Annotated in this window: 12 protein-coding genes and 2 pseudogenes; 10 read left to right on the forward strand and 4 right to left on the reverse strand. The window is 73.6% G+C overall.

What is annotated here, in order from left to right; all coding sequences use genetic code 11:
- Nucleotides 1-20: 20 nt before the first annotated feature.
- Entirely contained in the window at nt 21-632 is a 612-nt protein-coding gene (locus IEY86_RS13075) for an FxsA family protein (RefSeq protein WP_189131803.1), read from the forward strand.
- 123 nt (nt 633-755) lie between these two features.
- Here the strand turns inward: IEY86_RS13075 and IEY86_RS13080 are convergent, their stop codons facing one another.
- Together IEY86_RS13080 and yczE are read right to left on the reverse strand one after the other, a co-directional pair.
- Nucleotides 756-1,130 carry an RNA polymerase-binding protein RbpA gene (locus IEY86_RS13080; RefSeq protein WP_189131804.1) on the reverse strand — a complete coding sequence of 125 codons (375 nt, stop codon included), beginning with the start codon at nt 1,128-1,130 and terminating at the stop codon, nt 756-758.
- 434 nt (nt 1,131-1,564) lie between these two features.
- A pseudogene (yczE, locus tag IEY86_RS13085) lies at nt 1,565-2,257 on the reverse strand (membrane protein YczE); the annotation flags it as partial.
- Between the two features lie 13 nt (nt 2,258-2,270).
- On the opposite strand from yczE, the gene yczR reads away from it, so the two are divergent.
- Entirely contained in the window at nt 2,271-3,794 is a 1,524-nt protein-coding gene (yczR, locus tag IEY86_RS13090) for a MocR-like transcription factor YczR (protein WP_373287011.1), read from the forward strand.
- On the opposite strand, the gene IEY86_RS13095 is transcribed toward yczR, so the two are convergent.
- Both IEY86_RS13095 and IEY86_RS13100 read right to left on the reverse strand, forming a co-directional pair.
- Entirely contained in the window at nt 3,746-5,386 is a 1,641-nt protein-coding gene (locus tag IEY86_RS13095) for a hypothetical protein (protein ID WP_373287016.1), read from the reverse strand. The genes yczR and IEY86_RS13095 overlap by 49 nt on opposite strands.
- 234 nt (nt 5,387-5,620) lie before the next feature.
- Nucleotides 5,621-5,815, reverse strand: coding sequence for a hypothetical protein (locus IEY86_RS13100; protein WP_189131807.1), 195 nt, complete (start codon nt 5,813-5,815; stop codon nt 5,621-5,623).
- 244 nt (nt 5,816-6,059) lie between these two features.
- Here IEY86_RS13100 and IEY86_RS38050 point away from each other — a divergent pair.
- The 8 genes and pseudogenes from IEY86_RS38050 to IEY86_RS13140 form a co-directional block, all read left to right on the forward strand.
- Nucleotides 6,060-6,200: pseudogene (locus IEY86_RS38050) on the forward strand (DUF3291 domain-containing protein); the annotation flags it as partial.
- A 63-nt stretch (nt 6,201-6,263) separates the two neighbouring features.
- On the forward strand, nt 6,264-6,680 hold the full coding sequence (locus IEY86_RS36415) for an ankyrin repeat domain-containing protein (RefSeq protein WP_229698388.1): 417 nt from the start codon (nt 6,264-6,266) through the stop codon (nt 6,678-6,680).
- A 117-nt stretch (nt 6,681-6,797) separates the two neighbouring features.
- A complete protein-coding gene (locus tag IEY86_RS13110; RefSeq protein ID WP_189131809.1) occupies nt 6,798-8,180 on the forward strand; it encodes a molybdopterin-dependent oxidoreductase in 1,383 nt (460 codons plus the stop codon).
- On the forward strand, nt 8,144-8,608 hold the full coding sequence (locus tag IEY86_RS13115; RefSeq protein ID WP_189131810.1) for a hypothetical protein: 465 nt from the start codon (nt 8,144-8,146) through the stop codon (nt 8,606-8,608). Before IEY86_RS13110 ends, IEY86_RS13115 begins: the two co-directional genes overlap by 37 nt.
- A gap of 1,038 nt (nt 8,609-9,646) precedes the next feature.
- Nucleotides 9,647-9,874 carry a DUF2277 domain-containing protein gene (locus IEY86_RS13125; protein WP_189131811.1) on the forward strand — a complete coding sequence of 76 codons (228 nt, stop codon included), beginning with the start codon at nt 9,647-9,649 and terminating at the stop codon, nt 9,872-9,874.
- A 540-nt stretch (nt 9,875-10,414) separates the two neighbouring features.
- Nucleotides 10,415-11,227: a sensor histidine kinase gene (locus IEY86_RS13130; protein ID WP_189131812.1), complete on the forward strand. Its 813-nt coding sequence runs from the start codon at nt 10,415-10,417 to the stop codon at nt 11,225-11,227.
- On the forward strand, nt 11,224-11,886 hold the full coding sequence (locus tag IEY86_RS13135; protein WP_189131813.1) for a response regulator: 663 nt from the start codon (nt 11,224-11,226) through the stop codon (nt 11,884-11,886). The genes IEY86_RS13130 and IEY86_RS13135 overlap by 4 nt, the downstream gene beginning before the upstream one ends.
- Nucleotides 11,887-12,051: 165 nt before the next feature.
- Entirely contained in the window at nt 12,052-12,177 is a 126-nt protein-coding gene (locus IEY86_RS13140) for a lasso RiPP family leader peptide-containing protein (RefSeq protein WP_189131814.1), read from the forward strand.
- Nucleotides 12,178-12,264 lie beyond the last annotated feature (87 nt).

Consider the following 12,264-nt stretch of genomic DNA (forward strand, 5'->3'; position numbering starts at 1 on the left):
GCGCCAGGCACAATTGGTTCATGGTCAGCCCCGACATCCCGCAGGCACATCAGCAGCCGCCCCGGCGCAGGCGCTCGCGTGCGCGCGTCGTCGTACCCCTGGCCGTGGCCGCCTGGGTGGTGCTGGAGGTCTGGCTTCTGACGGTGGTGGCCGGGGCGACGAGCGCGGGCCTGGTGCTGCTGTTGCTGGCGGCGGGCTTCGTCGTCGGCGCCGTGGTGGTCAAACGGGCGGGGGTGCGGGCCTGGCGGGGGCTGACGGAGGCGTTCCAGCCTCCGGGTCCGGCCGAGGGTGCCCACTCGGGTGGGCCCTCCGGTGACGGCGGGGGTGCGGCCTCCGGCCGACGGGGCGGGTCGTCGGGCGCCACGGGGTCGTCGTCCGCCACGGGGTCGTCGGGCGCGGGGCTGTCGATGCTCGGTGGGGCACTGCTGATGCTGCCGGGGTTCGCCTCGGACGCGCTGGGGCTGCTGCTGATCCTGCCGCCGGTCCAGGCGCTGATCCGCAAGGTGCTGCCCACGAGCCGTCTGGCGACGGCGGGGCCGGTGGGGGAGGCGTACCAGCAGGCCAGGATCCACCGGCCGGACGGGAAGGTCGTCCAGGGTGAGGTCGTGGACCGGGACCCGGACGGGAGTTGAGCCGGTCCGGCGAGGGCCGGGGCGGGTCCGGGCGCAAAAATGACCCGGGCCGCAGCGCAGGGGGGGATTGCGCCGCGACCCGGGAGAACTGGGCCCGCGTGGGCGCGGGCCGTCCGCCTACCCTCAGGCGGACTTGCGGTTGTCTCGCGGATGAACCGCGAGGTTGATGCCGCCGGAGCGCAGGATGGCCAGCCTCTCGGCCAGGACTTCCTCCAACTCCTCACGCGTGCGCCGTTCCATCAGCATGTCCCAATGGGTACGCGCCGGCTTCGTCTTCTTCTCCTCAGGGCCGTCACCGTCGACCAGCAGGGCTTCCGCGCCGCACGCACGGCACTCCCACTGCGGCGGTACCTCGGCCTCCACCGAGAACGGCATCTCGAATCGATGGCCGTTCACGCACGCGTATTCCACGGTCTGGCGAGGCGCCAGGTCGATACCGCGGTCGGTCTCGTAGCTGGTGGCGCCGAGTCGCGTGCCGCGGAGAGCTCGCTCACTCATGAATCGTGCCTCCCGGGCTTGTCGCCCACAGGACAGTCGTCACTGTCGTCGTCATCCGGTCAACGTCCGGTCGGCGGTGAAGATTCCCGTTTCGGAACATGCGTCGCCCGTCGTGCCGCCCTGTTACTACCCACCGTCGCCCGTTTTGTCACACCTGGCACGAGATATCACCCAGAGTTTTGCCCTCTGATACGTGCAGTAACGGTCCATCCGGCGGGCCAAACGCGTACACTACCCGCCCGCACCCTTAACCCCTAAATCGTGCCCGTGCCGGCTTCGCTCCCAGCCAACTCGTCCCCCGTTCCCGCGGCCCTTACACGCCGAGTGTCGGCGGACCGTATCGCGTGCGCCTCAAGGTCGGCCACAGGACCGGCCGGACAGGGCGCAATGGAAGGGATCGGGGAAGCCGCGGCGGGGGATGGCCGGTCAGGGGCCGCGGGGAAGGGGGCGGGCCCCGCCGCGGCGGTGGGCTCGGGGATGGCGAACAGGCGCAGGAAGAACTGCGCGAGCGGCCCGATGGCCAGCGCGTAGGCGACGGTGCCGACGCCCACATTGCCGCCGAGCAGGAAGCCGGCAGTGAGAACCGTCACTTCGATGCCGGTGCGGACCAGGCGGACGGAGCGGCCGGTGCGGCGGTGGAGTCCGGTCATCAGCCCGTCGCGCGGCCCCGGTCCCAGTTTCGCGCAGATGTAGAGGCCGGTCGCCACGCCGTTGAGGGCGATCGCGAACAGCAGGAGCGGAATTCTCACGGCGAGGCGCTCGATCGCGGGCACCAGGTGCAACGTGGCGTCCATCGCCAGGCCGATGACGAAGACATTGGAGACCGTGCCCGCACCGGGGCGCTGGCGCAGGGGTATCCACAGCAGCAGGACCGCGGCGCCGGTGATGATCGAGACCGTGCCGATGGACAGCCCCGAGTGCTCGGTGACGCCCTGGTGGAAGACGTCCCACGGGTCCAGGCCGAGGGCGGCGCGCAGTTGCAGGGCGGCGCTCGCGCCGTAGAGGACGAGTCCGACGCAGAGCTGGACGAGGCGGCGGGCGGGGAGCAAGGACGGTCCTTTCGTCGGGGGCCGCGGGCGCTCCGCGGGAGTGGACAAGGCGCCCTTGACGCGGTTGGCCTGGTACATGCCACTGTGTGGCATGGTGCGCGGAGCGCTCCATGGCCAATCGGGGAAGGGTGGACTGGTTCTTGTGCCCGAGTGGACATCGACGGTGGCGGCCCCGCGGCTGGCGCGGCTGTTGGGCCCGCAGTGCCTGTCGGCGCCGGGACCGGCGTACAGGTCCCTGGCCGGGGGCATCCGGCTGCTGGTGGCGGAGGGGCGGCTTCCGGTGGGCACGCGGCTGCCCGCGGAGCGTGAGCTCGCGGCGGCGCTGGCGGTGAGCAGGACCACGGTGGCGGCGGCGTTCGAGGCCCTGCGGGGCGAGGGCTATCTCGCCTCGCGGCGGGGCGCGGGGAGTTGGACGGCGCTGCCGGAGGGCCACCCCGTGCCGACGGCCGGGCTGCGGCCGCTGTCGGCGGAGCAGGCGGCCCGGATGATCGACCTGGGGACCGCCTCGCTGCCCGCCCCGCAGCCGTGGATGACGCGGGCGACGCGGGAGGCGGTCGAGGACCTGGGCGCGTACTGCGGGGCGCACGGCCACTACCAGGCGGGGCTGCCTGCGTTGCGGGAAGCGCTGGCCGCCCGGTTCACCGGGCGCGGGGTGCCGACGATGCCGGAGCAGATCCTGGTGACCGGCGGAGGCGCGATGAGCGCGCTCGGCCTGGTCTTCCGGATGCTGATCGGGCAGGCGGACCGGGTGGCGGTGGAGGCGCCGAGCTACGCCAATGTGCTGATGATGCTGGAGCGGGCCGGTGCCCGCCGGGTGCCGGTGGGCATCTGCGCGCGGGGGTGGGACCTGGAGGCGTGGCGGCGGGTCCTTCGGGACGCGGTGCCGCGGCTGGCCTATGTGGTGCCCGACTTCCAGAATCCGACCGGGGTCCTCGTCGGGGAGGAGCAGCGCCGCGAACTGGTCGGGCAGGCGCGGGCGGCGGGCACGGTGGTGGTGGCGGACGAGACGATGGTGGACCTGGCGATGGAGCCGGGGCTGCGGATGCCGCGCCCGATGGCGGCGTTCGACCGGGGCGGCAGCACGGTGGTGACGGTGGGGTCGGCCGGCAAGGTCTTCTGGGGAGGCCTGCGGATCGGGTGGGTGCGGGCGTCGCCGTCCCTGGTGCGGCGGATGGCGGCGGAGCGCACCTATGTGGATCTGGGCACTCCGGTGCTGGAGCAGCTGGTGACGCTGAGGCTGCTGACGCGGTACCGCGAGGAGGTCACGCGATTCCAGTGCGAGCGGGTGCGGGGGAACCGGGACGCGCTGGTGGCGGCGTTGCGGCGGACGCTGCCGCGGTGGGAGTTCACGGTGCCGTCGGGCGGGCTGACGCTGTGGGTGCGCACGGACGGGGTCTCGGGTCCGCGGCTGGCGGTGGCGGGGGAGCGGGTCGGGGTCATGGTGGCGTCGGGTCCGCGGTTCGGGGTGGACGGGGCGTTCGAGCCGTATCTGCGGCTGCCGCTGACGGTGGGTGAGGAGGTGTCCGGGGAGGCGGTTGCGCGGCTGGCGGCGGCGGCGCGGATGGTTCAGGCGGGCGGCGCCGCGGACGTGGAGGGCGAGGTGTTCGTCGCCTGAGCGGTGGGGACGGGGCCGTGGGCGGGCGTGGCTCCCGTGAAGGGGCCGCCGGGTGGGCGGGCGACCGGGGCGGTACGGGTGGGCGGGGCGGCGCCGGGGAGCAGGTCCAGGACGGCCCGGCGCCGGGCGTCGCTGGTCTCCTCGTCGTGGGGGTCCGGGGTGTGCGGGACCTGGAGCCGCAGCGGGCGGCCCGCGCCGAACCTGGCGTATCCGCGACCGGGCGGGGTGTCCGGTGTCGGGGTGCTGGGGGCGGGGGCGCCGAGGATCTCGGCGGCCTCCTGCGCGGTGAGCGCGCCGAGGGCGGCGCGGGCGCGGGTGTTGAGGGTCACGGCGGGGGCGAGGTCGGCCGCGGATTCGAGGGTGTCGGCCACGGCGACGGTGACGCAGGCGGCGCGGCCGTGGCGCAGCGGGGTGGTGAGCAGGGTCTGCGGGTCGGTGCGGCCTTCGGGCGCGGCGAGCTGGGAGAGCGCGGTGGGGCGGTCGGCGATGATCCACAGGGGGCGGCGGGCGTCGCCGGGGACGGGGTGGCCGTCCTGGCGGGCGCGGTTGACGGCGATCAGGCGGCGCTCGGTCTCGTGGGCGGCCCATTCGAGGACGGCGACGGCTCCGGTGAGTCCGCTCTCGACGGCGAGGACGCCGGGGCGCCCGGACAGGCACGCGTACTCGCCGCTTCCGCTTCCGTCGATGACGACGACGTCGCCGTGGTGGAGGGCCTGGAGGGCGAGGGAGCGCAGCAGGGTGGTGGCGCCGCAGCCGGGGTGGCCGAGGGCCAGCAGGTGGGGCTCGGTGGAGCGGGGGCCGGTGCGCCAGATCAGCGGTGGTGCCTGGCGGGTGGCGCCGGAGTCGGTGACGACGGGGGTGGTGCGCCGGGTGGATTCGGCGTCGGTGAAGCCGAGGACGGTCTCGCCGGGTCCGGTGACGAAGCGCTGGGCGGGGATGTCGGTGGGCAGCGGGGGCAGTGCGGTGAGCAGGAGGTGGTTGTCCTCCTCGTTCCACACGAAGCGGTATTCGCGGCCGCGTCCGGTCTTGGCGTGCAGGAGCTGCTCGACGCGGGAGCGCGCCGCCGGGTCGTGGTCGGGGAAGTAGGCGGGGTAGCGCAGCTTCAGGTGGACGAGCCGGTCTTCGGCGTCGAAGGCATGGTCGGTGAGGACGTTGTGCCATGTGCCGTCGCGGGTGTAGAGCGGCTGGGGGTCGTTGGGGTCGCCGAAGGCCGGGACCAGGGCTTCGTAGAGGCTGCGCAGTCTGGTGAGTGCGGCCTCGCTGGGGCCGCTGTGGCGCGGGGCGCGTTCGCGTCCGGCCCAGGCGGCGGCTCCCATGGCGCCGACGAGCGCGATGAGCGGGCCGTGGGGCATGAGGGTGAGGGCGGCGACCGCGGCGAGGCCGAGGAAGATCATCGGTGTGCGCCGCTCGGCGGGGGTGCGGGTCCACCACGCGCGCAGCCAGGTGGTCTGGCGGCGCAGTCCGCGGGCGACGGTGATGACGGGCTGGAGGACATCGGTGGCGTGGTCGGCGGCGTTCGCGGCGGCGTTCGCGGCGTCGGCGCGCCGGCGGGTGAGGGCGGCGCGGGTGAGGGCGGCGCGGGCCCGTTCCAGGTGCGGGCCGCGCGGGGGCTGGGGGCGGAGGCGCCGGGCCACGGGAAGCTCCTTGGGGCTGTCCTGTCCGGTGGGGGCTTGTCGGGGTCCAGGTGGGGACGGGGGTGGGTGACGGGTGCCGGGTGACGGGCTGTTGCGGCGGCGCGCTCGGCGCGGTCGGCGCCGCTGTCGCGCAATGGCGATGGGCCCGGGGCGGTGGGGAGTCCGCGTCCGGGCCCTGTGGTGGTGGGCGGCCTAGATCTTGATGCCGCCGAGCATGCTGGCCAGGCTCGCCCCGCCCGCCTTGATGCCGGGCGCGATCGCCGTACCGGCGAGGTAGAAGCCGAACAGGGAGCACACGACGGCATGCGAGAGCTTCAGGCCGTCCTTCCGGAAGAAGAGGAAGGCAATGACGCCGAGCAGGACGACGCCCGAGATGGAGAGAATCATGGGGTTATCTCCTGTGGGTGGGGACTGATCACCGAGGGTTCTTCCATGCTCACAGGAAGTAGCGAGTCCGGAAAGTGGCAAATAGGTGATTTTCGTAATAAATCACTACCGTGGGTCAGGATCCCGACGTGCGCGGACGCGGTGCGCGGCGGGGTGTGCACGGGAGGCGGGGTGTGCACGAGAGGAGGGCGCGGTACGGCGGCACCGCGAACTCCGCGTGAGAAGCGCACGTGGCCGCGCCGGGGTGGACGAGGCGGCCATCGCGCCGTGGTGGGAACGGGTGGGGCATCGCCCGGATGCGGCGCGGGCCGAGGAGCGGTCGCCGCGTCTGCGCGAGGATGGGCCGACGGAGTACGCGTTCACGCCGCGGGAGACCTTCCCGGTGCCCGCGGCGGAACGACAGGGCCGACGCAACGGCGGACGTGACCGCGGAAGTAGGGCTGGGACGATGAGCGATTCGAAGCACACGTCGGAAGAGCACGCACACGACCCGGAGGTCCTGCAACTGGCCGCCAAGGTGTTCGACCTCGCCCGGCAGGGGCACGCGCAGACCCTGGCCGCGTACGTCGACGCCGGGGTACCCGCCGACCTGACGAACGATCGGGGCGACACGCTGGTGATGCTGGCGGCCTACCACGGGCACGCGGCCGCGGTGACGGCCCTGCTGGAGCGGGGCGCCGACCCCAACCGGGCCAACGACCGCGGCCAGACCCCCCTCGCGGGCGCGGTCTTCAAGGGCGAGGACGAGGTGGTGCGCGCCCTGCTCGACGGCGGCGCCGACCCCGCAGCGGGCCGGCCGTCGGCGGTGGAGACCGCGCGGATGCTGGCCAGGGCCGAGCTGCTGAAGCTCTTCGGCGAGTCCTGATGAGGCGGAGGAGCGACGTAAGGGTTTCGTCACCGGCCGCAGGCCCCTGACGAGCCGGTCGGCGTCCTAGCGTGTCCCGAGGCAAGCCCCCGCCCCCGGCGACCAGCGAGGATCCAGATGACCGGCACACCACCCCGCGAACCCGAGAAGGAGCAAGGCGGCGGCAACACGCCGCCACGGCGGGACGGCGTGGGCGCGCCGGTCCTCGCCCCCGCGGCCACCGGCCGCCGCCCGCCGCCCGGGCCCACCCGGCCGGAGTTCTGGCGCAGCCCCCTGCGGGGGCCGTGGCTGACCGCCGTGCTCGGGACGGTGCTCCTGTTCGGGATCACCGTCCTCTTCGTCACCGGGCTGCTCTCCTACGCCGCCTACAATCCCGACCTCGCCGCGGTCAACGACCAGACGCCCGGCAAGGGGGTGCTCGGGTTCTATCTCTTCCCCTGGCCCACCGACCCGCCCTGGCTCTACCGGCTCACCCAGGGGATCCACGTCACCCTCGGCGTCGCCCTGGTCCCGGTACTGCTCGCCAAGCTGTGGTCCGTCATCCCCAAGCTGTTCGCCTGGCCGCCGCTGCGCTCGCCCGGCCACGCCGTCGAGCGGCTGTCGCTGCTCCTGCTCGTCGGCAGTGTGCTCTTCGAGTTCGCCACCGGCGTGCTCAACATCCAGCTGCACTACGTCTTCCCCGGCTCCTTCTACACCCTCCACTTCTACGGCGCGTGGGTGTTCATGGCGGCCTTCGTCGTCCATGTCGCCTTCCGGCTCGGCCCGACCGTCCGGTCGCTGCGCGCCCGGCGCCTGCGCACCGAGCTGCGCGTCCCCGCCGAGCGCACCGAACCCGAGCCGCTCGACGGCACCGGCCTGGTCCCTGCCCGCCCCGCCGCACCGACGATGTCCCGCCGCGGCCTGCTGGGCATGATCGGCGCCGGCTCACTGGCCCTGTTCGCGGTGACCGCCGGACAGAGCATCGGCGGGCCGCTGCGCGGTACCGCCCTGCTCGCCCCGCACGGGCGCGATCCCGGCTCGGGGCCGGGCGGCTTCCAGATCAACAAGACCGCGGCGAGCGTCGGCGTGCGCGCCCGGGACATCGGCCCGGACTGGCGGCTGACCGTGCGCGCCGCAGGCCGCGAGACCGTCCTGACCCGTGATCGGGTGATGGCGCTGCCGCAGCACACCGCCGCCCTGCCCATCGCCTGCGTGGAGGGCTGGTCCACCGACGACCAGCACTGGAGCGGCGTGCGGCTCACCGACCTCGCCGCGCTCGTCGGGCTGCGCGGCGCGGCGCCCGCCGTTTTCGTCGAGTCCGTCCAGCGCCACGGCTCGTTCCGCTCGACGGTGCTGCGCGACAACCAGGTCCGCGATTCCCGCTCCCTGCTGGCCCTGCGGGTCAACGGGGCCGACCTCTCCCCGGACCACGGATACCCCGCGCGGATCATCGTTCCGGCCAACCCCGGTGTCCACAACACCAAATGGGTGACCCGGCTGACCTTCCGGGGGCCCGCGTGAACCGGTTCCGGCGCCTGTACGGCGCCTCCCCGCTGCACCTGCTCCTCGCGTCGGCCTCCTTCGCCCTCACCGCCTACGCGGGAGTGCGGCTGTTCGAGAGCGAGGCCATGGAGGTCGCCGTCTGGCTCTTCGGCGCGGCCGTCCTGCACGACTTGGTGCTCCTGCCCCTGTACTGCGCCGCCGACCGCGCCCTCGGCGCCGTACCGCCGCGAGCCCTCAACCACGTCCGCGTACCCGCGTTCATCTCCGGACTGCTCCTGCTGGTGTGGTACCCGCTCATCCTCTCCCGCTCGGCCCCCTACGCCTCCTCCACCGGCCTGTCGCCCAACGTGTTCCGGGAGCGCTGGCTGCTGATCACCGCCGCGCTCTTCGGGGCATCCGCCGTCCTGCTCCTCCTGCGGCAGTGGAGGTCCGGGCGCGCCGCCTGAGCCCCCCGGCACCCCGCCGGACCCGACCGCCGCCACACGCCCCGGCATCCGATTGCGGTGCGGGCACCCCGTAGGCCGCCCGATCCGCCGTCACCAGCTTCTGCGGCCATGGAGCCGGGGCGGCTCCATGGCCGCCGCGACGAGGAGGCGACAGTGACGCCGCCGCGCAGAGAAGACAGGGACGTCGGCTCACCCGGAATCCGGTTGTGGCGGCGAAGGCTCGCCCGCCTCCTCGCCGCGGCGCTCCTGGCCGTCGCCGCGGCCACGGCGACCGCTTCCCGGTCGGCGCTCCCGGCCCGGCCCACGCCGCACCGGCACCCGCCGCCGGGGCCGTCCCCCTCGTCAAGGTCACCGGCTTCGGGGACAACCCCGGCGACCTCAACACGTACGTCCACCGCCCGGCCTCCCTGCCCGCGAACCCCGCCGTCGTCGTCGCCCTGCACGGCTGCACCCAGAGCGCACAGGACTACGCGGACCACTCCGGGCTGCCCGCCCTCGCCGACCGCGACGGCTTTCTTCTGGTCTTCGCCGAGACCGCCCCCACCGCTTCGGCGAAGCCCGCCGCCCACGACGGGCACTGCGCACGGCTCGACCGCCCGCGCGTTCCCGGAGCGCGGCACCAGCGGGCCCCTGATCACCGTGAACGGCACGCTCGACGTCCTGCTGCCCATCCGCCGGGACTCCGACGTGTACGCGTCCATGGTGCGCCGGGCGGGCCGCGGCGGGCTCTTCCGCTGCTACCGCGTCGAGGACGGCACCCACGTGGACTCGCTCGTCGACAGCTTCCCCCACCGGCTGCGCCCGCTCGTGCCCTGGCAACCGCGCCGCCTTCACCGCGCTGGAGGGCCGGCTCGCCGACGGGGTGCAGCCGCCGCCCGGCCACACCGTGCGCAGGCCCGACGGGGCCGACCCGAAGGACCTGCCGGAGCACTGCGACCTGTGCGGCGGACGGCGCCCGCCGCGGGCCGCTGCGGCGGCGGGCCGAGGCCCTCCCGCAGCGGGGGGCGGGCTGTCGGACCCTTGGCGCACACTGGAGGCATGTGCCGAAGCATCAAGACCCTCCGTCCGCCGATGACGGAGCAGGTGGAGGACGACGACATCCGGGCGGCGGCGTTGCAGTACGTCCGCAAGGTCTCGGGCTTTCGCGCCCCGGCTGCCCACAACCGCGTGGCGTTCGACCAGGCGGTCGACGCGGTGACCGAGGCCACCCGAAGACTGCTCGCCGAGCTCGAGGTGCGTGGCGCCCGGGCCCGGCGGGCCACCTGACCGACGCCCATCCTGTACCGCCACTATGGCCGTGGCGCCGCTATGGCTGTACCGCCGATATGGTCGCGCGCCTGATCGGCGTTTCCGGATGCCCTCCGCGGGTTCCACCGGGCCGCGATTCGGCCAGTGGTGTTTCGGATCGGTGAACACCGCGGCAGTGGAAGACCCTCGCTTCCTCCGCCGTGGATGTCGTGCGTTCCAGCCGTCAAGAAATGAAAGCAGCACCCCCTCGATCGGGTGGGCAGTGGAGGAAATGGCGACCTTCATCCCACTTTCGAGTGAGAGTCCGGTCGGGGATCGCTGCATTTCATGAATTGATGCCGGAGCAACCATATGAGCTGTTCACGTGTCCCTTTAGTGGCCGTTTCGAGCAGCAGTGCGATCTCAGCCTCCGGCGGTGGGCGGGGAAAATATTCTGGTTGACCCCGGTTTGCCGAGTGGATATCCATGGACAGGCTGGGTTGTAACGGCCGAATCTGGCCCTCCGTTTGGGCGGATTCCGGCCTACCGTCGGGCTCGGAGCAATATCACGGGGGAGACATGACGAAACTACGGGGGCTGCACTACACGTACGTCAGGAACAGGCTGAAAGCGACCGGGTGGACGGCGGACGCGGCGCGCAAGGACATCTGCGCCGACGCGGCGCTGCCCCGGTTCCGGCCCGGCCTGATGGCCTCATTGATCGAGCGCGCGCTGCCGGCCCGGCTGCGCGACCGCACCGTCGCCGCGCGCACCGCCGCCCGGGAGGAGGAGCGCCGCCGCCTGCGCCGGGACCTGCACGACGGCCTCGGGGCGACCCTGGCCGGCGTCCGCCTGGTGCTCGACAGCGCGGCGGCCCGGCTCGCCCATGAGCCGACCGCGCGGCGCCTGGTCCTCCACGCCGCCGCCGAGACGGCCCGCACGGTGGAGGAGATCAGGCGCATCATCGACGACCTTCGGCCGCCCGACCTCGAGGACGCGGGGCTGCCGGTCGCGTTACGGAGACTGGCCGCCCGGCTGGACAGCCCGGCCGTGGCGGTCACCGCGGAGGTCCCCGACCATCCGCTGGACCTGTCGTGCACGACCGAGCTGGCCGCCTACCGCATCGCCTCGGAGGGCCTGGCCAACGTCCTGCGGCACTCCGGCGCCAGCACCGTGACGGTACGCCTGGAGGTCGAGGGCGGGACCCTGGTCCTCGATGTGCTCGACGACGGCATCGGGCCGTCCCCCGGCTGCCGACGCGGCCGCGGCACGGGGCTGGCGTCCATGGCGCGCCGCGCGCACGAGGCCGGAGGGCACTTCGCCCTGCTGCCGCGGCCCGACGCCCGGCCCGGAACCCTCGTACGCGCCGTGCTGCCGCGGGGGCGCGCATGAGCGTGCGGGTCTTCCTCGTCGACGACCACCCGCTCTTCCGCGCCGGGGTCCGCCTGGCGATGGAGGACGCCGACGACCTGGAGGTCGTCGGGGAGGCGTCCACGGGCGAGGAGGCGGTGCCGGCCCTGCGCAGCCCCGACATGGCGGCCGACGTCGTCCTGATGGACCTCCTGCTCCCCGGCCGCTCGGGGATCGAGACCACCCGGGCGCTGATCACCGAGGCCCCGCCGGGCACCACCGCCCCGCGGGTGCTGATCGTCTCCATGTCGGACGAGGACGACGCGGTGGTGGCGGCCATACGTGCCGGGGCGCACGGCTACCTCGTCAAGGGGACACCGCGCGAGGAACTCCTTCGGGCGGTGCGCACCGTCGCCGAGGGCGGGGCGGTCTTCAGCTCCGCCGTGGCCGCCCGGCTCAGCGGATACTTCTCCGCCGTGCACGACCTGCCCGGCCGTGCCGCCTTTCCCCAACTCACCGAACGCGAGCGCCAGATCCTCGACCTGCTCGCCCGCGGATACACCAACCGCCGTATCGCGCGCGAGCTGGTGCTGTCGGAGAAGACCGTGCGCAACCACGTGTCGCACGTGTTCACCAAACTCCAGGTCACCGACCGCACCGAGGCGACCGTACGGGCGCGCGACGCCGGTCTGGGCGTCTGACCGGGCGTCCCGCCCGGGCGCGAATCGGGACCTCGACGGGACCTCGCTCCCAGGAACCCGGGACCGGGGGCCTCATACGTTGAGCTGCACGAGGGAGAAGGGCTCCGCGGGTCGCCGCGGAGCCCCGATCCCACCCGGATTCGCGTCGAGGGATGTGACACGAGCATGGAGAAGCACGACAGCTACGAGCCGCCCACCCTGGTCGAGATCGGCGGCTTCGCCGACCTGACCCTGGCCTTCGGGCCGTGCGTCGAGAACGACTGGTTCTGGGGCACCGCCTGGATCTGCTAGGCCGCCTCCCCCGGGCGGCCGGTCACACCCGGCCGCCCACTCCCCGGCGGTGGAGGGAAGCATGGCGGTTCCCTCCACCGCCTTCCC

Source organism: Wenjunlia tyrosinilytica, from assembly GCF_014646055.1.
Classification (GTDB): domain Bacteria; phylum Actinomycetota; class Actinomycetes; order Streptomycetales; family Streptomycetaceae; genus Wenjunlia; species Wenjunlia tyrosinilytica.

Bases quoted from the DNA above. Each gene is read 5' to 3' on its own strand.
- IEY86_RS13075 (WP_189131803.1), top strand. From the start codon at position 21: ATGGTCAGCCCCGACATCCCGCAGGCACATCAGCAGCCGCCCCGGCGC.
- IEY86_RS13080 (WP_189131804.1), bottom strand. From the start codon at position 1,130: ATGAGTGAGCGAGCTCTCCGCGGCACGCGACTCGGCGCCACCAGCTAC.
- yczR (WP_373287011.1), top strand. From the start codon at position 2,271: ATGGTGCGCGGAGCGCTCCATGGCCAATCGGGGAAGGGTGGACTGGTT.
- IEY86_RS13100 (WP_189131807.1), bottom strand. From the start codon at position 5,815: ATGATTCTCTCCATCTCGGGCGTCGTCCTGCTCGGCGTCATTGCCTTC.
- IEY86_RS36415 (WP_229698388.1), top strand. From the start codon at position 6,264: ATGAGCGATTCGAAGCACACGTCGGAAGAGCACGCACACGACCCGGAG.
- IEY86_RS13110 (WP_189131809.1), top strand. From the start codon at position 6,798: ATGACCGGCACACCACCCCGCGAACCCGAGAAGGAGCAAGGCGGCGGC.
- IEY86_RS13115 (WP_189131810.1), top strand. From the start codon at position 8,144: ATGGGTGACCCGGCTGACCTTCCGGGGGCCCGCGTGAACCGGTTCCGG.
- IEY86_RS13125 (WP_189131811.1), top strand. From the start codon at position 9,647: ATGTGCCGAAGCATCAAGACCCTCCGTCCGCCGATGACGGAGCAGGTG.
- IEY86_RS13130 (WP_189131812.1), top strand. From the start codon at position 10,415: ATGACGAAACTACGGGGGCTGCACTACACGTACGTCAGGAACAGGCTG.
- IEY86_RS13135 (WP_189131813.1), top strand. From the start codon at position 11,224: ATGAGCGTGCGGGTCTTCCTCGTCGACGACCACCCGCTCTTCCGCGCC.
- IEY86_RS13140 (WP_189131814.1), top strand. From the start codon at position 12,052: ATGGAGAAGCACGACAGCTACGAGCCGCCCACCCTGGTCGAGATCGGC.